19 protein-coding genes are annotated in these 22,316 nt (G+C 34.1%); 1 reads left to right on the plus strand and 18 read right to left on the minus strand.

The features are described 5' to 3' along the window. Window positions 1-685: 685 nt before the first annotated feature. The 9 genes from Q1K37_RS05110 to Q1K37_RS05150 all read right to left on the minus strand — a co-directional run bounded on the left by Q1K37_RS05110 (window position 686) and on the right by Q1K37_RS05150 (window position 10,778). Complete coding sequence (locus Q1K37_RS05110; RefSeq protein WP_300410106.1) at window positions 686-1,960, minus strand: amidohydrolase; 1,275 nt, start codon at window positions 1,958-1,960, stop codon at window positions 686-688. 2 nt (window positions 1,961-1,962) lie between these two features. After that, window positions 1,963-2,925, minus strand: coding sequence for an ABC transporter permease (locus Q1K37_RS05115; protein WP_300410109.1), 963 nt, complete (start codon window positions 2,923-2,925; stop codon window positions 1,963-1,965). Continuing rightward, window positions 2,918-4,063 carry an ABC transporter permease gene (locus Q1K37_RS05120; RefSeq protein WP_300410111.1) on the minus strand — a complete coding sequence of 382 codons (1,146 nt, stop codon included), beginning with the start codon at window positions 4,061-4,063 and terminating at the stop codon, window positions 2,918-2,920. The genes Q1K37_RS05115 and Q1K37_RS05120 overlap by 8 nt, the downstream gene beginning before the upstream one ends. Next, complete coding sequence (locus Q1K37_RS05125; RefSeq protein WP_300410113.1) at window positions 4,047-5,588, minus strand: ABC transporter ATP-binding protein; 1,542 nt, start codon at window positions 5,586-5,588, stop codon at window positions 4,047-4,049. The genes Q1K37_RS05120 and Q1K37_RS05125 overlap by 17 nt, the downstream gene beginning before the upstream one ends. Before the next feature lie 52 nt (window positions 5,589-5,640). After that, window positions 5,641-6,786, minus strand: coding sequence for a BMP family ABC transporter substrate-binding protein (locus Q1K37_RS05130; RefSeq protein ID WP_300410116.1), 1,146 nt, complete (start codon window positions 6,784-6,786; stop codon window positions 5,641-5,643). A gap of 13 nt (window positions 6,787-6,799) precedes the next feature. Beyond that, the gene (gene mtnA / locus Q1K37_RS05135) at window positions 6,800-7,846 is read right to left on the minus strand and encodes an S-methyl-5-thioribose-1-phosphate isomerase (protein ID WP_300410119.1); all 1,047 of its coding nucleotides are present in this window, start codon (window positions 7,844-7,846) and stop codon (window positions 6,800-6,802) included. An 8-nt stretch (window positions 7,847-7,854) separates the two neighbouring features. Then, window positions 7,855-8,781: an alcohol dehydrogenase catalytic domain-containing protein gene (locus Q1K37_RS05140; RefSeq protein ID WP_300410121.1), complete on the minus strand. Its 927-nt coding sequence runs from the start codon at window positions 8,779-8,781 to the stop codon at window positions 7,855-7,857. Between the two features lie 2 nt (window positions 8,782-8,783). Then, entirely contained in the window at window positions 8,784-9,617 is an 834-nt protein-coding gene (locus Q1K37_RS05145; protein WP_300410122.1) for a purine-nucleoside phosphorylase, read from the minus strand. A gap of 606 nt (window positions 9,618-10,223) precedes the next feature. Further along, on the minus strand, window positions 10,224-10,778 hold the full coding sequence (locus tag Q1K37_RS05150) for a hypothetical protein (RefSeq protein ID WP_300410125.1): 555 nt from the start codon (window positions 10,776-10,778) through the stop codon (window positions 10,224-10,226). A 276-nt stretch (window positions 10,779-11,054) separates the two neighbouring features. On the opposite strand from Q1K37_RS05150, the gene Q1K37_RS05155 reads away from it, so the two are divergent. Next, window positions 11,055-12,695, plus strand: a complete 1,641-nt coding sequence (locus tag Q1K37_RS05155) for a heparinase II/III family protein (protein ID WP_300410128.1) — start codon at window positions 11,055-11,057, stop codon at window positions 12,693-12,695. 44 nt (window positions 12,696-12,739) lie between these two features. Here the strand turns inward: Q1K37_RS05155 and Q1K37_RS05160 are convergent, their stop codons facing one another. The 9 genes from Q1K37_RS05160 to Q1K37_RS05200 all read right to left on the minus strand — a co-directional run bounded on the left by Q1K37_RS05160 (window position 12,740) and on the right by Q1K37_RS05200 (window position 22,300). Further along, a complete protein-coding gene (locus tag Q1K37_RS05160) occupies window positions 12,740-13,591 on the minus strand; it encodes a PIG-L family deacetylase (protein ID WP_300410131.1) in 852 nt (283 codons plus the stop codon). Between the two features lie 3 nt (window positions 13,592-13,594). Then, a complete protein-coding gene (locus Q1K37_RS05165; RefSeq protein ID WP_300410134.1) occupies window positions 13,595-14,659 on the minus strand; it encodes a GNAT family N-acetyltransferase in 1,065 nt (354 codons plus the stop codon). A gap of 40 nt (window positions 14,660-14,699) precedes the next feature. After that, window positions 14,700-17,243, minus strand: coding sequence for a YfhO family protein (locus Q1K37_RS05170; RefSeq protein ID WP_300410137.1), 2,544 nt, complete (start codon window positions 17,241-17,243; stop codon window positions 14,700-14,702). Window positions 17,244-17,331: 88 nt separating this feature from the next. After that, a complete protein-coding gene (locus tag Q1K37_RS05175) occupies window positions 17,332-18,120 on the minus strand; it encodes a hypothetical protein (protein ID WP_300410139.1) in 789 nt (262 codons plus the stop codon). After that, on the minus strand, window positions 18,107-18,982 hold the full coding sequence (locus Q1K37_RS05180; protein ID WP_300410142.1) for an ABC transporter ATP-binding protein: 876 nt from the start codon (window positions 18,980-18,982) through the stop codon (window positions 18,107-18,109). Before Q1K37_RS05180 ends, Q1K37_RS05175 begins: the two co-directional genes overlap by 14 nt. Then, the gene (locus tag Q1K37_RS05185; protein WP_300410144.1) at window positions 18,966-20,534 is read right to left on the minus strand and encodes a HAMP domain-containing sensor histidine kinase; all 1,569 of its coding nucleotides are present in this window, start codon (window positions 20,532-20,534) and stop codon (window positions 18,966-18,968) included. The genes Q1K37_RS05180 and Q1K37_RS05185 overlap by 17 nt, the downstream gene beginning before the upstream one ends. Further along, window positions 20,535-21,191: a response regulator transcription factor gene (locus tag Q1K37_RS05190; protein WP_300410147.1), complete on the minus strand. Its 657-nt coding sequence runs from the start codon at window positions 21,189-21,191 to the stop codon at window positions 20,535-20,537. Between the two features lie 238 nt (window positions 21,192-21,429). After that, window positions 21,430-21,678, minus strand: a complete 249-nt coding sequence (locus tag Q1K37_RS05195; protein ID WP_300410150.1) for a hypothetical protein — start codon at window positions 21,676-21,678, stop codon at window positions 21,430-21,432. Window positions 21,679-21,907: 229 nt separating this feature from the next. After that, on the minus strand, window positions 21,908-22,300 hold the full coding sequence (locus Q1K37_RS05200; protein ID WP_300410153.1) for a Rid family detoxifying hydrolase: 393 nt from the start codon (window positions 22,298-22,300) through the stop codon (window positions 21,908-21,910). Between the last annotated feature and the right edge of the window lie 16 nt (window positions 22,301-22,316).

The following is a 22,316-nucleotide window of genomic DNA, read 5'->3' on the forward strand; positions in this document are numbered from 1 at the left end:
TTATAAAAGGGATAAGTACAGTTTCTTTTTTCTGTCTTATCCCTTTTAATGGAATCCAAACCCGAACCTACATGAACTTTTAGGTTCTATCACCTATTATCAAATCCTTTCGTAGGGTTTCTTTAATAATAGTTACTTATCTTCTGTTCATACCTTTAGAAAATCATTTCTAAAGCTACTCAAAAGATAAATTTTTTTCTTAGATTCTTTCAATCATCTAAGATTAGATACTGTCATTATTCAATATCTTCTTCATGTTCCTATAAATCTTAACTTATAGGGTACAACTCTGTTTGGTTCAAAATACATATTCAGTTGTGTTCTTAGGTTTTAATTTTTGAAGCTATCCTTAGCCTTTATCACTAATAAATCTCTTTATGATATGGTTCTAAGATCTACTGCTTTCTCTTTTCCCGTCCAACAATTTTTTGTTAGATTAAATCGTAGGTTCGGGTCCTTCATCCTTAACAAGATGTCGAACTTTTAATTATTACAAACACTTTTCCATAAATTGTTATAAACTTATAATTCGAAGCATTTGCTTTAATTAACAATACTGAAATCGACTTTCAATTTCGTACTTTGTTTCAACTTCTTGTTATTGTATTTATACCCACCTACAGATTCTCAAACATTTTCCTCTAAAAATCCTATATTATTTTACCAGTTTGTTACAAAAATGTAACTATTTAATTCTTTCCGCTATTTCTTGAGCTTTATCATAAATTTCATTCTCATCAAAGCCAATATTAAACTTTCCATCACGATAAAGAATCTTTCCATCTACCATGGTAAGCTTTATATTTTCTTTACTTCCGCTATAGACTATATTCTTTGAGATATTGTTAATCGGTCTCATATTAGGTCTATTTAAATCTATTACAATCAAGTCTGCAAGCTTTCCTTCGGAAAGTACATCACAGTTCTTAAGTCCCATTGCATGGGCGGAATTTACCGTTGCCATCTTTAACACTTCGTTTCCGTCTAAAATGGCCGCATTCATATTGTTCACTTTTGTAAGTCCAGAAACTAAAAACATCTCTCTAAACATATCCAATGCATTGTTACTTGCAGGTCCATCCGTTCCAATTCCCACAGGTATTCCCTTTTCTACAAATTTTTCAATCGGTGCAATTCCTGAAGCAAGCTTTATATTTGATGAAGGATTCGTTACTACATAAAGATTTTTTTCTTTGAATATCTCCATGTCCTCTTCATTCAAATAGACACAGTGGTATCCACCGCCTCCAAAGTCATAAATTCCAAGTTCATCAAATAATTTTGTAGGACTTTTACCATATCGCTCGATACAATCCTCTACTTCACTTCTTGTTTCAGAGTTATGGGTCCACACCGGTGCTTTATATTTTTTTGCCAACTCTGCAATATTTTTAAGCAATTCTTCTGAGGTGGTATATTCCGCATGAAATCCAAGCATATAGGATATAAGTCCCTTATATTTTTCATCGTTGTATTTCAAATAGGAGTATTCCATGTTTTCAATAGATGATACAAAGTTATTTAAAGCACCGCATAGTACGGTTCTAAAACCTGTATCAACTGAAGCCTTTACAATTTTATCCTCTGGAAAGTACATATCAAAGTTTGCTGTAATACCTGAAGTCAAGTACTCCATAATTCCTAAAATAGAAAGCCAATATACGTCATCTCCATTGAGTTGAGCTTCTCTAGGGAAAATATGCTCTGTCAGCCACTGGTGTAGTGGATAGTCATCGGCGTTTGATCTTAAAAAGGTCATTGCCGTATGGGTATGGGCGTTTTTAAATCCAGGCATTAAAAGATTTCCACCTAGGTCTATCTCCTCGTCCCAGGTTATGTCAGAGTCCACCTTTTCACCTATATAGGTTATCTTATTTCCCTGAACCCAAAGTTCCTTCTCTAAAATATCATATCCATCTGCCATGGTAAGAACCTTACCATTGTAAAATCTAATATTCATTATTACCTCTTTCCTTTATCATATATTTCCCCTAGTGCTTTCGGTGCCCTATTGCTTTTACTGAAGAACACCAACAATAGTAGAGTTAATAGATATGGTAAGACCATAATTAAATTGGAATAGCTACTAGGAAGTTTTAAAATCTGTATCACTTGAAATCCTGTTGACTTTGCAAAGCCAAATAATAGACAAGCTCCCAAAGTCGGTATTATAGTCCAATTTCCAAAAATCAGCGCTGCAATCGATAGATAACCATAGCCTACAAATAGTCCTGCTGAAAAGTTTGTAGAAATAGAATAGGCAAAGCTAATTCCGGCCAGTCCAGAAAGAGCTCCAGAGAACAACACCGCAATAAACCTCGTCTTTGCCACGTCAATCCCCGCAGCATCAGCTGAGTTTGGATTTTCTCCACAGGCTCTTAAATGTAAACCATATCTTGTCCTATAGAGGATGTACCAAGCGATTATAGAAATTACCACTATAATTATCTCAAAGGGATAGATCTTTGAAAAAAATCCACCTATTATAGGTATCTGAGATAAAAATGGTATTGTAATTCTATCGGAAACATCCAGTACAAATTTATCGGAAGGATTATTAAAAACTCCTTTATTTATCTGTTTTGTTAAAAAAGTTGTAAGGGCTAATGCCAATATATTTATTACAACCCCGGAAATAACTTGATCCGCCTTAAATTTTATACATAGGAGTCCATGAAGCATTGAATATAACATTCCTGATAACATGGCTACCACAAGGGCCAAGTAGTAAGTTGTCCTTCCGTCAAGACCTAAGAACTGTATAGCCAAAACGGCAAATAATGCTCCACCAAAGGCGCCAAACCCCTGCAATCCCTCCAGTGCCAAATTTATAATTCCTGACTTTTCACTATATATTCCACCTATTGCCATTATGAAAAGAGGTAGGGCAAAGGACATACCGTCAATAATAATAGTCTTAAGCATTTTCTCCCTCCTTCTCTTCAAGGATTTTTCTGTTTTGTTTTTCTTTATTAACATCATTCAGTTTATATTTAATATAAGCCCCACAGGCACTAAATAAAAGTATGAGTCCTGTAATTACAGCTGAAATCTCCCTGTCCACTCCAGCCTGGGAGCTCATATAGTTTCCACCTTCACTGATTAGATTTATGATAAAGGAGGCAAATACTATTCCTATAGATGAAGAGTTACCAAGCAAACACACCGCTATGGCATCAAAACCAACTGAAGGCAACACATTTGGTCTGATTGAACTGTAAAATCCTAGATAGTAAGTAACCCCGGCCAAACCTGCTAAACCTCCAGATATCAGCATTGTCTGAAGGATTTTTCTATTGACATCTATTCCGATATACTTTGATGAAAGAATCCCACTTCCCACGGATTTTATTTCAAAACCCATTACGGTTTTATTTATGATAAATCTAATTACAAATACTGTGATTAGAGCCAATACTATGGCAAGGGGAATATTTATCTTAAATCCTCCAAGCTTCATATTCATTAGAGTAAGTCTTGCACTTGGTCCAATATTTTTCGACTGCCTACTTACCGGGTCCACATACTTGGTGTTGATAAAAAAGGAAATTACATATTGAGCAATATAATTTATCATAATCGAAGAGACAACTTCATTTATATTGAATTTATATTTTAAAAACCCAATAAGTCCACCTACTAATGCACCGATTACAAAACCTATAATGATGACAAGAGGCTTTGCAATAAAGGCATTTAAATCCGAATAACCTATTAAAATCGTCGTTACAAATCCTGCCACAAGCATCTGTCCAGAAACACCTATATTAAATAAGCCTCCCTTCAAAGCCACCATTACAGCTAAAGATGCAAATATCATAGGTGTAAGGGAATTTAGAAAATCCGTAAAGTCGGTAACCATGGATTTTCCTGTAGCATATCTTGCTTTTGGTGCCAGTCCGGAACCCTGTAATAGATTGTAAAAAGCAGAAAGTGGATTCTTGCCCAAGATAAGTAAAATTACTGCAGCTGCTACAAGGGATAATAGTATTGCAAGTATTGGTATAAGAATATTTTGTTTTTTTGGATCATTAAATAAACTTTTTTTATTCTCTCTCATCATCTTTTACTCCCATCATATAGGCTCCCACTTCAGTACTAGAAAGTTTTGAAGCTTCCTCGATTTTTAAAATTTCGCCATTGTAAATTACACCTATGGTGTCGGCTAGGTTCATTACTTCTTCCAGTTCTAAGGAAATCAATAAAATAGCCTTACCCTTCTTCCTCTCTTCAAGAATATATCTATGAATATTGGTTACAGCACCAATATCCAGCCCCCTTGTAGGCTGTACATATATCTGTAGCGGAGTATCCTGTTCTATCTCCCTTCCGATAATTGCCTTTTGTTGGTTTCCTCCACTCATAGACCTTACAATTGTGGAACCTCTTTGTCCAGATCTTATATCGTATTTGTCTATTAGGTCATTTCCGTATGAACTTATCTTTTTGTAATTTAGAATACCAGATTTAGAAAAATTTTCTTTATAGTAGTTTTTTGATGAAAGATTAGACTCTAAATCAAAGTCCATAATAAGTCCTACATCCTGTCTATCTTCAGGGATATATGATATTCCCCTCTTATTCCTATCCCTTATAGGAGCATTTGTAATATCTTCTCCCAATAAAAAGATTTGTCCAGATTTCACTTCCATCATTCCGGCGATGGCATCTGCAAGTTCGATTTGTCCATTCCCGGACACCCCTGCAATCGCCATTATCTCTCCTTCCCTAACATTGAAGGAAACGTCTTTTACAACTTCTACCTTGTCCTTATTTTCCACAGTGAGATTTTTTACTTCTAGTACTTCTTTACCGTAATTTCCTACTTCCTTTTTTAAAGTAAGCTCAATGTCCTTTCCAACCATTAAAGATGAAAGCTCTTTTTTAGTTACATCCTTGGTATTTACAACATCTATCAACTTACCCCTTCTTAAAATCCCACATCGGTCAGCAACTTTTTTTATCTCATCCAACTTATGGGTAATAAGTAAAATCGTCTTTCCCGACTCTTTTAAGGCAATGATAATATCAAGCAAAAACTCTATTTCTTGAGGAGTTAAAACCGCTGTAGGCTCATCAAAAATCAATATTTCAGACTCTCGATAAAGCATTTTTAATATCTCAACCCTCTGCTGAACTGAAACATTTAAATCTTCAACTTTAGATTTAGGATCCACTTCCAATCCAAATTTAGTAGAAATCTCCTGAACTTTCTTATTTGCCAATTTCATATCCACATAGGGAAAAATACCAAGGGCCTTTTTCTGCGGTTCAATTCCCATAATAATATTTTCAGCAACCGTATAGTTTGGAACCAATTTAAAGTGTTGGTGCACCATTCCAATATTTAAATCCGTTGCAATATTCGGGGATGTTATACGCTCTTCTTTCCCATTTATCAATATACGCCCTTCATCCGGCTCGTACATTCCAAAAAGCATACTCATCAACGTGGATTTTCCTGCTCCGTTCTCCCCTAATAAGGCAAAGATTTCACCTTTTTTTACCTTTATCGTCACATTGTCATTTGCAACAATACCAGGAAATCTCTTGGTTATATTTTGCATTTCAACAATATACTCTGACATTTTTACCTCCTGCACATATATGTAATAGGTTGCCCTAAGGCAACCTTTTTATTTAAAGTCCTTTAAATTCTTCAGGAGTTTCATCGCTAAAGTTTGAAGGAGGTACAATATTTCCAGATTTTACTTCTCCATAAACTTTTTCAAGACTATCCAAAGTCTCCTTTGACAACTGATGTCTTCCCTCTTCTTTTACATATCCTGTAGAGTCACTATCAGCATGTAAAAGAGCATTTTCTCCTTTAAAACTTCCATCAGCAATAGCATTTAGTTGTTTTTCAACATTCATATGCATTACCTTTAATACAGAAGTTAATATTACATTTCCAGAACCAGTTTTACCATCGTCAAACTGATCGACGTCACAACCGATTACTTTAACATCTTTAGCTTCTTTTGCAGCTGTGAACACACCATTACCAGAACCACCGGCTGCAACTAGCATAATGTCTACGCCTTCTTTTATCAAAGCTTCTCCAACAACTTTACCTTTAGCTTCATCGTTGAAGTTTCCAATGTAATTACCTCCGACATTCTTACCAGTAACGTCCTCTCCAGCATAGGAAGGAAGCTCTACCAATTCAGCCTTTGCATCTAGGTGCTTAACAGCGTAGTTTACTCCTGCTTCAAAACCGTATTGATAGTTGACATTTGATGGAAATGCTATTCCATTTACAACGGCAACCTTACCAGTTTTTGTCTCCAAGGCAGCACTTACTCCAGCAAAAAATCCAGATTCTTGCTCAGCAAATTGCATTGCATATACATTTTCAACAACCTTTTCTTCTCCACCAACAGTTGGGTAGGAGTCCACCAAAATAAATTGGGTGTCAGGATTTTCTTCAGCAACATCCCCAATTCCAGCAAACTGGAATCCACAAGCAACTATAACATCATAGTCCGCTACAATGTCTGCAACCTGTTTCACCCCTGCAGCTGGGTCTCCTGTAGGTTCCTTAACAGGAGTAACCTTGGATTCTGGATGATTTTCTATAAAGGCCAAAACCCCATTGTAATTGTCTTGGTTAAAACTACCATCGTCCACACCTGAAGGACTTGAAACTATTGCTATATTAAGTCCTTCCTTCTTAGCTCCATTTCCAGTACCATCTGTTCCATCACTTCCTGCAGGCTTACATGAAGTTAAGCCAAAGGATAGTACAAGTAATAGAGCAATTAAAACTATACTCTTTCTCTTCATCTCTTTCCCCCTATTATTTTTTCATTATTTCCTGTAAACTCTCCTCATATGGAGGTCTACAAATACCTTTTTCTGTAATTATTGCCGTTATCAAGCTATGATCTGTTACATCAAAGGCTGGATTATATGCCTTAACACCCTTAGGTGCCATAGGTTTTTCATACCACTTAGATCTGATTTCATCTTCAGGCCTAAGTTCAATTGTGATCTCTTCTCCAGACTTACAATCTAAGTCCAAAGTAGAAGTCGGTCCAAGAACATAAAATGGAATGCCATAATATTTTGCCAAAACAGCAACCCCACTTGTTCCTATTTTATTGGCCACATCCCCATTTGCAGCAATTCTATCACAGCCTACAAGGACAGCCTGAACTTTCCCTGACTTCATTACAATACTTGCCATATTATCGCAGATTAGTGTAGTGTCAATCCCTTCCTTGTCTAGCTCGTAGGATGTTAGCCTAGCCCCTTGAAGAAGAGGTCTTGTCTCATCTACAAAAACATGGAAGTTATAGCCCCTTTGCCTTCCTAAAATCATCGGTCCAAGGGCAGTTCCATAAAGAGATGTTGCCATTGGTCCTGCATTACAATGGGTCAAAAGCCCCATCCCGTCTTCCAGTAGAGACAAGCCATGTTCCGAAATGGATTTACACATTAAAATGTCTTCCTCTTGTATCTTTATCGCTTCATCTCTCAATCTTTCTACAAGTTCTTTTATATTATCCTTATCAAAATTTTCAACCAGTTCATTCATCCTATTCAATGCCCAGGACAAGTTTACTGCAGTTGGACGAGAAGAGTTTAAATAGTCGGAATCCTTTAAAAACTGCTCTTTAAATTCATCCATATTCTCAAAATTATAATTCTTTCCTAGGATATACATGGAGTAACCTGCACATATTCCAATGGCTGGCGCTCCCCTAACCTTTAAATGAAAGATTGCATCATACATCTGATCAACATCATCCAATTGGATATAGACTTCCTCATTGGGAAGCTTAGTCTGATCCAGAATTATCAGATTGTCTTCTTCGCTTAAAAAAATATTACTAGGTTTCATTGGTCCTCCTAAAATTCAAAACCCACTTTAAAGCTCCTGGACTCAAAAGCCCTTTTATACTCTTCCAAAGGATAAAATTCTATTTCTGGAAAGGATACATAGCCCTTTTTTAGCAAGTTAAGTGCCGGTCTAAAGGGACCACATCTGGAACCAGAAATACTTATTTCCCTTACTACAATTTCAGAAAGGTCAAGTTCTATATTTTCAGTATATGTGGACTTTACTACAATCTTTCCAGCGTTTTCCACCAACTCCATAGCCCTTTTTATCCCAGAAGGATTTCCAGTTGCATCAATTACAATTGGAAAAGTACTATCTGTTTCCATTATAACATTTGCAAAGGGTTTAAAGGAACGAAGTTTATCCTCATGTCTACCTAGAACAGTTAAATCAGCACCAGTCAAGGAAATAACCTGACCGATCATAAAGGAAAGCCTTCCATCTCCTATAAGAAGCACCTTAGAACTTGGTTTAATATTTTCCCGTTCACAAATTTCCAAAGCCGCCGCCAAAGGTTCTGTAAATAGCGCCTCACGCTTATCTAAGCTTTTGTCTACCTCATGTAAAAGCCTATTGGGCCAAGTCAAATACTCGCCAAAGGTTCCATCATGACCAGAAATTCCAAGAACTTTTCTATTTATACAGTGTTTTTCCATGCCCTTAGTACAATATTTACACCAGCCACAACCTTGGTTTATTTCACCAACAACTGTTTTTCCTAAAAGCTCACTGTCCCCTGACTCTACAACTTCTCCAACGAATTCGTGTCCTAGGACCCCTTTAAAATCCGGCCTATATCCCTTTAATATCTCCCTGTCTGTATTACAAATACCAACATATAAAACCTTGATCAAGGCCTCATCATCATTTCTCCTAGGATTTGGGTAGTCCGATTTAAATTCCAATGTCCCCTTATTAAAATACAGCGCCTTCATAGTTAAATACTTTTTCCAATCTTACCTATCGATACCTTTACCAATTCCTTAAACTTAGGAGCTACAATCTTGGCATTTTCATTGACCTCCTCATGGGTTAGTGGATTATCAGACAATCCTGAAGCCAAGTTACTTATAAAGGATATGCCACAAACCTTCATCCCCATATGAACTGCTACCATGGCTTCAACCGTAGTGGACATTCCAACTGCATCGGCACCTAATATTCCTGCCATCTTAACCTCAGCAGGAGTTTCAAAGTTTGGGCCGGAAGTTTGTAAATAGACTCCTTTTTGAAGTTTAAAATCTATCTCTTTAGCACTGTCTTCGATTAGGCCAATGAATTCTCTATCATAGACTTTAGACATATCTGGAAATCTAGTGCCCCATCTCTCTTCATTTTCTCCAATTAAAGGTGATGGAACAAAACAGCTAATATGATCCGTTATAACCATTAAATCAGCAGGTTTAAAGGCTTTATTGCAACCACCTGCCGCATTTGTTAAAAAGAGCGCCTTAGCTCCCATCTCTTTCATCAGTCTAACAGGAAGTACAACATCTTCCATTCTATATCCTTCATAATAGTGGACACGCCCTTGCATAATTACAGTTGGAACTCCATCAACCTTTGCAAACACAAATCTTCCAACATGTCCCATAACTGTGGACTTTGGAAAATCGTCAATATCCACATAATCGATAGTTGCCTCTATCGTTAACTCCTGGGCAAAATCTCCTAGACCTGAACCTAGCACCAAAGCCACTTTCGGTTCGAATGGAATTTTGTCCTTTAGACTTTCATAACAAGTTTTAACTCTATCATATGCTTTTGTCATTTTTCCTCCTCAACAACTATAGTCTTAACTCCATTATATACTAACGGTGTTATAAAATACATAAACACCGCCATATACTAGGACTTTAGATAAATGCAAAGTAGTATGTCACTAATATCAAAATAGGTTAGGTTTCACGTATCTAGAATATGATATCTTATATGTTTTGACCACGTTTCCTTCTTGTCTTTCTATATTGATGTTTTTATTTAAGCATTAGATACTATTTTGATTTATCACATTAATGTCTCTATTAAAAGAACTCCTAATTTTTCTATTTGAAAAATTAGGAGTTCTAAACATAGACAGAAAATTATTGTTATGATTGTACTTTTTATTTTCAGTGAGTCTTAAGTTGTATGAATAAGTATTTGTATTGAATTATTCAGTATTTTAAAACACATTAGGATAATAACAGAAATATAGATGATATAGTCAACAAGATTACTCCTAACCTTATCCACCTATTTTTTTCTGGAATTAAATTTGCAATAATAGCCATAATTATTGCTACTATGCCCATCATATTGACATCAAAGAAATGGCCTAAAATCAGATATATTATTAATAATAATATTTGAATGTATAGGAATTTCCTATTTTTATTTAGAAGCATTCTTCTTTGATTTCCTTTATTCCTAAGATTGTACCTCCAATACTTACTAATGTTGAACCAAATCTATTAATGTTTTCTATGGTAGCACCTTGTCGTGCTATTGCGATTAATGCGGTTGCAGCAGCTTTAACTCCTCCTGAAATAGCAATAAATTTTTTTAATTTTGCTAATAATCCAACTCCCAAAGCAGTAGTTCCGACTGCCCAAGTTATCGCCCCAACACAGCCCCAGAAACTTTGAATTTGAAGTAGCTCTTCATCCTTAAGTACAAAGTTTATACCTTTAGATTTCAAATATTTACTTATTTCATCAAAATTACCTCTATTTAACATTTCTTGAGGTATGTCATTTACTGCATTTAATATTTTATACATTGATTCTTCTGAAAGATTTGCAAATGTATCTTGTGATATATTATTAGCTATATTATTTTTAAGTTCTTCAACCTTATTTGAAGAATTTGCAAAAGAGATTGATGAAAAAGCTATAGAGCTTAATAAAATAGTTGCTAAACAAATAGAAACTATCCTTTTATTTTTAATCATATTTCCTCCTCAATAAAATTCACTTATAATTTTCCGTCTGTTTTTATTTTATTTTATTATAAGTGTATCTGGTTAAATTGTTCCTGTCAATGTCTATAAGTCATTATTTTATTTTCTTGTACGTATGTCCTATTTATAGCTCTAAATAGGCGTAATTCAAAAGCATCCTAGTAATTCTGGGTTAATTGCCCTTAAACCAAAAAAATAACTTTATACCCTTTCTTTATTTTATAATATATGCTATAATGGTTGATAGGATAATATTAGGAGTTAAGATTGAAGAAGAAAATTAAGATTGATTTTTATTCATATATCCTAACGTTAGGTCTTCTACTACTATCCATTGTAACAGTCCCCTTGATAGTGGACTTGTTCTTCCAAAGGGATTATCAAGCAAGAAATCTATATGTTAAAAAATCGGGACTGAGAAGGGAAACTTTTTCTAAGAATTACTTAAAGGAGTCAGAAAACCTTTTAAACAATAAGATAATAATTCCATCGAAAGAAGATAATTATTGGACCTATAATGGAGATATGAATAAATTTAAAGAAGAAAACAGATCCGATCAAAGATATCTGTATTCTTTCTTTATGCTAAATGATTTGATAAATGCATATGAACAAACAAATAAAACCATTTATTTAGATAAGGGCTATGAATATCTTGAGGATTTTATGAACCAATGCCCCTATGATTTTGATCCCATATACAATATGCCTTGGCATGACGAGGCTACAGCTCAAAGGGTATTGAATATAGTTAGATTTTACAAGGTAGCAAAGACCCACCTTGAAGACTCTAAGTTAAAAAAGCTCAGAGACCATCTTGAGTTTACAACGGATAAATTGTCTACTGAAATGTACACCGGTTTTAACAATCACGGTATGTTCCAAGACCTTTCACTATATTCCTATGGAAAGGCCTTTAGTAAAGAAGAGTATGTTACGCTTTCTTCGAGCAGGCTAGAAGAGTATTTTTTAGGATCCTTCTCCGATGAGGGGGTTCATCTGGAAAACTCCCCGGAATATCACTTTGAAATGTTATATATATTGAAGGATTTTTTTCGCTCAAGTCAAGAAAGCGACTTTTCAAAATATGACGAATTAAGAAATGTGTATAGAAATTCCGTTAATTATTCAAAGGCTATACTGCTTCCAAATGGATATGTTCCAAATATTGGAGATACTAAGAAATATAAGCCAGACTTAAATGACTTCTATTCCAATAAGGAGCTGAGGAAGGCTTTAGATGAAAAAAGACAGAAATTTTTAAAGTCAGGATATGATATTTATAAAAATAGAGATTCTTACTTGCTACTTAGGGGAAATTCTTATCTTACCTACCATCATCACGATGATGACTTGTCCTTTTGGCTATATAAAAACGGAGATATTATAACAGAAGCTGGGAAAATCGGATACGATTGGGACAACCCTTTGACAAAGTATGTTCGTACTTACCCTGCCCACAACACTGTGGTAATAGACAAAGAGGAGTCCATAGACCCAAGTGTTCAAGATGGAGAGATGTTTGATCTTGGAGAAAATAAAATGTCCGCTATCACTAGAAGGTCTTCTAAAGCAGATGTAAAAAGAGACATAGATTTTGATGATAATTTAAATAAGATAAATATACAAACTTCTATAACTGCAAAGGATGAAAAAGAACATGAATATGAATTATACTTTCATTTGGCCCCTGGAATAACCGCAGGATATTCCGTCGAGGGTATGGATAAGGTCTTTTTGTATAGGGATGATGTAGAAATCGGAAGTTTTAAAGCCACAGAAGAAATTGAATTTAAACAGGATATGTACTACCCCTACTCCTATGCTAAAGGAGAAAAAACCCTTGTGCTATATATAAACACAAGGGGAATTGACAAGAGGGTAGATGTGGAAATTAGACTTCCATAAGTTCTTTTGATTTTAAAAACAAGCACTTTGAAAAAAGTGCTTGTTTATTTATTATCCCGTAAAACCTTATAAAAGGTTCTATGATTGGCGATTCTTCTAGGTAGTTTTTCCTGAATCTTTTTGTCGTCGATTTCATCGACTAAAATGATATAATCTGAAATATCGAGTTCACTAAAGTATTCCACAAATCCATTTTCACCTATACTAATGGACTTGTACTTATTTAACTGTAGGAAAATATCGAAGTCCATGGCCACTGTTTGACTTTCAAAAATTTTAAAGAGCCCTTCTTTTTCTCTTCCATTAAAAACACTGTGGCAGTTTATTAAATTATCAGGCAAAAAATTACTGACTTCATATAGGTAGATTCTAGATGATATATTTAACGTTTTTGCCACATTACTAAATATATAATTAGTCCATCTATGTTCATAATGAGAGTCGAAGGGAGAAACTATAAAGATTTTTTCATAGGTTCTCCCTTGTAAAAAACCTCTAAGCTCCTCACATGTTTCCTTTGTATATCTATCAACATGGTTATTTTTTGCAGAAAAAATTTTGAGAGATCTCAAATTTAATTTCTTTACAAGACTTCTTGCTTCTCTTTCTCTAATGGATTTTATATCTTCCTTCCCCTTAGACTTTGACCCAGATGAGTCAGTTAGGTATATTAAATCCACTTTTTTATTGAAGTCATAATTGTTTAATAAAAGCCCGCCAAGACCAATACTTTCATCATCCACATGGGGTGAAATCACCAATGTGTCCCCTAAAGGTACTTGAAGTTTTCTAGTCTTTCCCTTTAGTTTCTTAGCCCTATAAATTTTTTTAATATTAATAAGGTTATACCATTTGATGGGATAGTATAGTAATTTAGCTAAATTGTCTTTCCACATCCCCTATCCCTCCAATGCACTTTTAAATCCAATCATCTTCTTTACTCTCTGACCCTTTTCCGTTTTAAAATAGTCCAGTCTGTAGACATTTGTAAAGTCGTTGGCATAGCCAAATTTCCAAGGGTATCCCCCTACTCCAAAGTTGAATTTTGTAAAATTATCTTGATTGAAAAAACTTTTGAAGATAAAATAAAATATCGCATTACTCAAACTGTAGTCTCTAAAATCTGGATTATAGGCAGTATTCCATGATACAAGTTCATTTTTGTCAATGTAACAATTTCTATAGGCGATAATATTTCCATTGTCCTTGTCCCTAAGTATGAATAATCTGACGGATTTTGATTTCAGTTGTATATTTTTTATAAAATCCTCTCTATTTTCCTCCTCATATAGGGAATATCTCTCTTTGCGGCCAGATTTTTTCAAAAAATCCTTCTCCAAGATATGAAGATTTTTTATTTCTTCGTAAACTTTTTCATTCATATCATCTATTATCTCAAATTCCACATTTTTTTCTCTAAGCAACTTGTTTTTGTATTTTCTTGTATTAGCTGGAAAAGTCTTTTCAAAGGACTCAAAGCTTTCAAAAGAGCTAAAGTCAAGTATTGGAACCATATTTTGATGGTGGATATGGGGATTATATCTTTGGTTTTTAAGTAGATAGCTACAAAGATTGGTTCTTGGTAAAATATTGTCCAGCGAAATTCTATCGATTTCCAATTTATCCATATATTTAAAGATATTCTTCAATAGAGTATCCTCATTGTCTAAAGTATTATCCAAGATAAAGTTCTTAAAATCCCCTTCTATGGCAAATCTAAGCTCCCTCCACCTTATAAAACCCTTCTTTCGTTCTATAACTTCAAGGGGAGCAAGTAACGAAGGTCTGTTATTATGGTACATTAATAGATAATGTAAATTTTCATCTCTATAGGACTTTAAATACTGTCTTAAAAAAATAGGTGAATAAAAAATCCTCTTTTCATTACAGTTTTCCCAAAGCCTTTCTATATCCTTAAAAGAATTTTCAAAATCTTTAAAAGTCTTAATTTCCCTAACTTCCATTGATATCCTTTCTAATTATCTCTTCACTTTTAACCTATGATTAACGACTAAATCCTATGAGTTTTGCTAAAGTTTTCTTTTTTAAAATCATAAGCATTATTATAGTTGAAATACTAAGGCCCATGCCAAGGTTAAAACCTGATGGACTATACTTTAACTTTACATGATTTTTTCCCTTTTCCCCTTCGATCATCAAAAACGCCTCATAGAATTCTTCCGTCTCAACCTCTTCTCCATTAACAAAAGCTCTCCAGCCTTCATTATATGGTATTGAGGTCAAAATCTTGCCATTGTCCGTATTTATATCAAAAGTGACAATTTCTTTTTCTATCTTTATATTTTCACCAAGATTTTTCAATATCTCTTCATAACTTCTGATAAAGGCCTCTTCATTAAGTTTAAACACTCTAAACCCAAACTGGCCATCGTCGTCCTTAATGATATTTAATTTGATTTTAAAATAAGTTCCCTTTTCCATGAAGATACCGCCGGTTATATTTTTGTTTCTAATATCAAATTCCGTCAACTCACCATAAATGTCCACAGTGAACTTATTGTCTTCAATACTATCTGAATCAAAATAATAGTAACCATCCTCTGGCGCTTCATATTCTAAAATTAAAGTTTTTTCATCTTCATCTGGTATGGTGTAAAAAACTTTATCCTCTAAACTCTCGGTTATTTCCAGATCTTTTCCCTGTTGTCCAATCCTTTCTACAGGAGTGAAGATCTTATCTTCTCTTCCAGAGAGAAGCGTCAATAATTCTTCTTGATTTTCAATATTATCATATTTATAATTAACCCTATTTATATCGCCTCTAGGTTCAAAGGCTAGAGGAAGAGAAAACCTATTTTCCAATAGGGTTACAGCTCCTACCTGTCTAATCCTATCAAATCCAAAAACCTCTACATCCGTCTCCTTTTGATACAGATATTTAATATTTAAAAAGGAGTTTAAAATAGGAGTCGTGTAATTATAGTAAATCCTATTTCCCAAGGGACTCGAACTATGCCCCATATTTTCTAAAAATATTGATATCCTCTTGTCTAGTGTAGATGAAAACATGGAAAGTCCATTGTAGGAATAAAGAGCTGGGTCATTAAAGGTAAACCTGTCCATCACTTCGGACCTATAGAAGTCCTTGTCCTTAATCCCCGACTTTAGCGCATCTATCTCCTCTTGGTACTTGATAAAGTCGTAGTAATCCGTAGTCCCGCCAGAGAACACTCCGACACATATATTTATAATTAGTTCAAGGCTTAAAAGTCCACAGAGTAACACTTTTGCAATCTTTTTTTTCCTAATGACAAAATAGCTTAGGGTTATATATCCTGTCATTAGAAGTATATTTGCCACATTTATCTGCCACTGTCTCTTTGTTCCTAAGAAATAAATTATTAAAAGAGCCAATATTCCAAAGGGTAGGACCAATTTTATATTATCATATTCTAAGTTTTTAAAGGTTTTGTAACATACTACTCCCACAACAAATGCAAGTATAAACGTAAACCTTGAGGGTAGCATATTGGAGTATCTAAAGCCATGCCATATATAGTCAAGAACATTTACATTGGTGCTTAGATACAAGAAGATTATGAAAAATGATGTTGCAAACTTTTCTCTTCTTAAAATACCCTTGGTGAAAAGATAGATAAATATAAAGAATATAATAATAAGCCCACTGTAAATATTGGGAAGACCATCCCTTACTGTGGAGTAGTTAAAGGCCAGTGAATTTGCCATTAAGTCATGGAAATTCTTAATTAGTTTTACCTCTCCTGAAAAAGGGCTGGCTGATTTATATACTCTACTTAGACCTATGGCAGTTGGAAGTAGTATAAAAGCACCAATTAAAGCACAGCAAATAGAATAGTAAAGGGTCTTTAACCCCTTTAATACTAAACTTTTTAAGTCCTTGCCCAATATAAAGTTAAAACCAAAATAAAATAATACTACTGCTAGACTAACAAAGACAGATATATAGTAATTTAGTAAAAAGCATCCTAAAAGGCTAAAAAAGTACAGCCTATAGGAGTCTCCTACAACTATATTTTTAACCCCTAAGATTACTAAAGGAAAAAGTATTAGTACATCTAGCCACATAATATTCCAATAGTATCCTGCAACAAAACCACTTAGGGAATATATCAAAGAAAAAGCAACCAGTGAGTAGTCCTTTTTTTGATAGATCCAGTATAGGTAGATACTAAAGGTAAGTCCCATTAGGCCAATCTTTAAAGCAATCGCCAATTCATAAAAGACTATGACCATACTCTTTGGAATGGCAATTAAAAATATATTGATCGGTGAGAGAAGATAATAGGCCGATAGTCCTAAGAAGTCAGAACCAAGCCCTAGGACAAAGGTATAAAAAAAGCCTCCCCCGTTTAATAATTTATCTCTAAGAATTAAAAAAAACTGATAGTATTGATGATATGCATCTACTATAAGTATCTGTTTTCTTCCTATGGGATAGTAATCACTAAAGATATATATGAATATAAAAGTCAAGAATGGCACTAAAAAAGCCAGTGTAAAATAAAAATATCTTTTATTCTTTAATCTTTCATAAAATTCTTTCATAGCCCCTCCTAAGTAGTATTATACTTTAAAATGCTGAAGGTTGCTAAAATATTAAAAAGCGTCCCCAAAAAAAGGGAACGCTAGTAATTTATCCTATTTTTTTAAATTGTCCAACTCTCTCTCTAAACTTATGTGCCCCTATGAATATCAATAGGACCAAGGCTCCAAAAGTTATTGTAGATTGGATAAGAGGTGCTAAGTTTGAAGACTTTCCTATAAAAAAGTTCACAAAATTTTCATCTTGAATATGATACATAGGAAGGAAGAGCTCGCCAATCTTATTGAGAATTTTTGGAAGTGATTCCTTTGGAATCCCCATAAAACCTGAAACCACCATACAGAAGAAATAGAATGTCATGGTAAAGGCATAGGTTGTTCCAAACTTTCTAGTAGCATAGGCTATCCCATGGGCTAGCAATAAAAATAATGCAGATAGGATATAGAATAGTATTAACGACCCTATAAGTCCCTTTAAGGAAGGCGCTACAATTTCTAGATTTAGTAGAGCCACCGTTGAATATATAACTATCGCAACGGTTATATATATTAGATTTGCCACAAGCTTTGCTAAGAATAATTTCTTTGGACTATTTCCAAAGAGTTCCATCCTCAAAGGAATGTCCTTTTCCAGTGACTCGGCGTAGATAGCAGCATATCCTATATGCATGGCAGAAAAGGGAATTACTATTGCAAACCCAATGAACAAACTGGTATTAATTTCTGGAAGCATCTCTGAAGGTACACCCTTTAACCCATTTTTTCCAACTATTAAAAGCAAGAATAGTGGAAGAAATAGACCAAAGATTAAAAACAGCACATTTTTTAACATTATCTTTAATTCCATTATTACAAGGTACTTAAAGTTATTTCGCTTCATATCTAATTCCTTCCTTTCTCAAAGCATTTATATACATGGTTTCCATATCCTTTGAAGAGCGTTCAAAGTCGATGTTTTCAGCGATCATTATCCTTTGAAGTCTTTCCTCTTCCTCGTTTTCATTAATGGATATTACAACTTTTCCCTCCGGACCTGCAATCTTCTTAAAATCCTTCATCAAGTCTTCTACATAGTCTTTTTCATCAAAGGAAATTACCCTCTTGCCACAGTACTTATTAAAAAGACTAAGCTTATTGCCATAGTCTATCAACTTTCCCCTTTCTAAGATCAAAACGTCATCCACTAACCTTTCCAGTTCATCATAGTAATGAGAAACTAGGATTAAAGTGTCCTCCCTGTCACTATACCACTTTTCTAAAAGGTCCATTAAACCGGTTCTAGTTTGAAAGTCCAGTCCAGACGTAACTTCGTCAAAAATCGTAATAGGACTTTCCTGCGACAAGACCAAGATCACCGTCAGTCTCTGTTTTTGTCCTCCAGACAATTCTTTAAAGTTCTTCTTTAAAGCCGATTCAAAGTTAAAGAACTTTATCAACTCCATTATCTTTTCACTTTTTTCAAGTTTAGTACCTATCACAGCCTCCATAACAGATCTAATGGCAATATTGTCTGGATAGTAGTTGTTTTGCATATGAACGGCAATCTCTTCCTTAGGAAGGCTTTTTTTAATGCTTCCCTCATAGGGTACCAGTTCCATAATTGCATTTATCAAGGTTGTTTTCCCTGCTCCATTGGATCCAAGAACTCCTAGTTTTCTATTTTTATCTATCACAATCTCTTTTCCAATGTCTAAAGCAGTAAAATCACCATATTTTACCTTTAGATTATTTATATTTATCATCACGAGTCCTCCTTAAAGTAGTCAACACTCCATTATTATGATTTTTTACACTTAATTTTAAGCCAAGCAAATCACTATAGTACTTAGAAATATAAAGTCCCAGTCCCTTACTCTTACTTTCAGTAGAAGATACAAAGGGATCTAAAATAGAATTTTCCAATTCATGTGGGATTTGTGACTCCTCATTATAAAATTCGATTTTATCTTTAAAGATTTCTATCTTTATAAACCCGTCCTCTTTAGTATAACTAACACAATTTTCAAGGATATTATCTATTATCTGTGTAAATATATCCACATCGATGAACCATTTTTCTTTACCAACTAAACTTACCTTTAAATTTTTATCACTTGATTTTAGTCGGTACTTTTCAATTTCATTTGAAATGACATCCTTTACATCGTAATTTATTGGGCTAATTTCCAATGTCCTCTCTCTAACACTTAGAAGTTCTTGAACCATCTTATTCATTTCAAGAAGTTCTCCTTTTAATATAGGTAAATATTTATCTCTGTCCTGGTATTTCCCCATATTATTTATCATTCCATCACAAAGTAGTAGTGATGCCGCAAGAGGTGTCTTTAACTGATGGGTGGCAGACCTTGTAAAGACATCCTTTCGTTCAGATTCAACCTTTAATTTTTCAAGATTATTTCTTAAACTCTTATCCATCTGGATAATATTTCTTCCCAATATGGATAATTCGTCTTTCCCCTTAAATCTTATAGATTCATAGTCCACAGGATTATTTGATTTTGCATTTTCAGTAAACCTCTGTATTTCAATTATGGGTTTTACCAATTTTTTAGAATACAAATTGGAGATAACTAAAACCAAAAGCATAAGAACCAAAATAATCATAGGCAAACTGGAAAGAACTACCGGAAGAACATCCTCTATCCTTGGGGCAATAAAGGATCCAAAGGTAATTTTGTAGCCATCACTTTCATTTGTTAAGGCAATATAGGTTATATATTCTGCTACATTTGAGTCCCTATAGCCAAGCTTTACAGAAAATGTGTTATCCCCTAATTTTTTAAAGTCATAATAGGCATTGTCTTTATCAAAATCAAAACTTTCTATAAAGTTTAAATCCGTACCTACTCCTTTAATATTGAAATTGTCTTTGAAATAGTTGACAATTTCTTCAAAATTCATCGCCATTTCATTGAATTTATCTGAAGATACAGAAAAACCTTCCTTTCCATCCGCTGGCTTCTCCAATATTTCTCTTACATTAGTAAGATTGTCCTTCACTGAAGTCTTTGATATATCCAAGCTTCCAGTTAAGGTATAGGAAAATATATCTATTTTATTAAATTCCCTATCCATTTCCAGATAGAAATGGTTGCCCACCTTATTTAGCTTTCTAATATTCTTCTTATTCTTTAGTATCTCAAAATGAGATTTTTCCAATTCCTCTGTGGTTGAGGAGACACTATGGTCAACATATAGATTCGGTAATAGTATGGCCAGGTAGGAAACGACAAATACCAAGATGAAAGCGGCTAATGCGATACTATACCAAAAGTTCTTCTTTCCTAATTTCATTTAAAATACAAATTTATATCCTACACCAATCACGGTTTTGATATAATCCTTTCCCAACTTTTTCCTAATATTCTTTATATGGGCATCAATAATCCTGTCGTTTCCAATATAATCGTCATTGAAAGCACCCATTATAAGTTGTTCTCTGGTCAATACCATATCCTTATTCTTGTAGAGCATTTGAAGGATCAAAAACTCACTTAAAGTAAAGGGAATTTCCTTACCTTCGACAAAGACGGTATAACTTTTATCATCAATTACAAAGTCCTCATCTACATCTAAAGAGGGTTTAAGCCTTCTCAATAGAGTTTCAATTCGCTTTATTAAAATTATTGGGGAGATAGGTTTGATTAGATATTCATCAGCAAATTTATTAAAAGCAGTAACCTGAGTGTTGATATCGTCAAGAGCCGTTAACATAATTACCCCCATTTGACTTGTACTAGGATTATCCCTAATTTCAGATAGCACCTCCATGCCACTTTTCCCGGGAACCATAATATCTAAAATGGCTATATCGACTTTTTCGCGGTTTAAAAGATCAATAGCCCTATTTCCATCCTCCGCTTCAAAGACCTCATGCCCAGAAATAGTGAGATACTCCACTAAAACCTCTCTAATATTCTTTTCGTCCTCTAATAATAAAACTTTTGCCATCTCTATCTCCTCATGTCTATATTAACAAGTCCATATGAATTTCCTATGAACTTCCTATAATCTTTTGATGATACTTTAATTTATCTATGCAATTCAACTTCATTTTAACCTATATAAGCTTAAAGGGGCAATTTGTTATGTAAATTAAAAACTTTTATATCCTTCACTGGGCATAATAAAAAATACCCCCTACTAATATTAGCAAGGGGTACAAGCATTTTTCTCTTGACCATTTCTACTAAGAGGACCTTCTGTCACTCTTCTTTTTCATGAAGTAAAATATTAAATTGATAATCCCAAAAACTACCAAAAATTTAAACAAATAAACTGATAGGTATCTAAAATTATAATAGACCACACCACCTTTATATCCATCAACCGGACCAATTGCTATTGGAGATTTACCCATAAGATACAAAATTCTTCCTGCAATGATTACGCCAACTAAAAGATAGATTCTATTTACATGCTTCATCCACTTTTTCATCGCCTTACCTTCCTTTCAAAGTATGTTTAAAAACTCTATGGCTATTTCTCTTTGGTATTACAATTATACCCCCCCCAGAATTTTAATCAATAATTTCATGATTTATCTATATTGTTACTTTAAGGAACTTTAAGTAAAATCTTCTAATAATTATTGAAGAGCCGTCACAATGTAAAGCATTATAATAAAAAAAAAGGCGTAGCCATCATAGCTACACCCTAATAAACTTCTATAATGAGTCCACAACTAAAGCAGTTGCTTCTATTTCTATTACCGCATCTTTTGGCAACTTACAAACTTCCACACAGGCTCTAGCAGGTTTATGGTCTTTAAAAAAGTCTTGATATACTTCATTTACCTTTCCAAAGTCATCCATATTTCTAACGAATACCCCAACTCTTGCAATATCTTCAAGCTTTCCGCCACCAGCTTCAACTATGGCTAATACATTTTCTAAGCTTGCTAATGTCGCTTCTTTAATATCGGTTTTTAAGTCGCCATCTTTTATAGGCAATTGTCCTGAAACTAAAAGAACTCTACTATTTTTTTCTCCAACTGTACCTTGTGAATAAGGTCCTATAGCCTCTGGGGCCCTATGTGTTTTAATAAATTCTAATCCCATGATACATCTCCTTTAT

Source organism: Lagierella sp. (genome assembly GCF_029983815.1).
In the GTDB taxonomy this organism is placed as follows: domain Bacteria; phylum Bacillota; class Clostridia; order Tissierellales; family Peptoniphilaceae; genus Mediannikoviicoccus.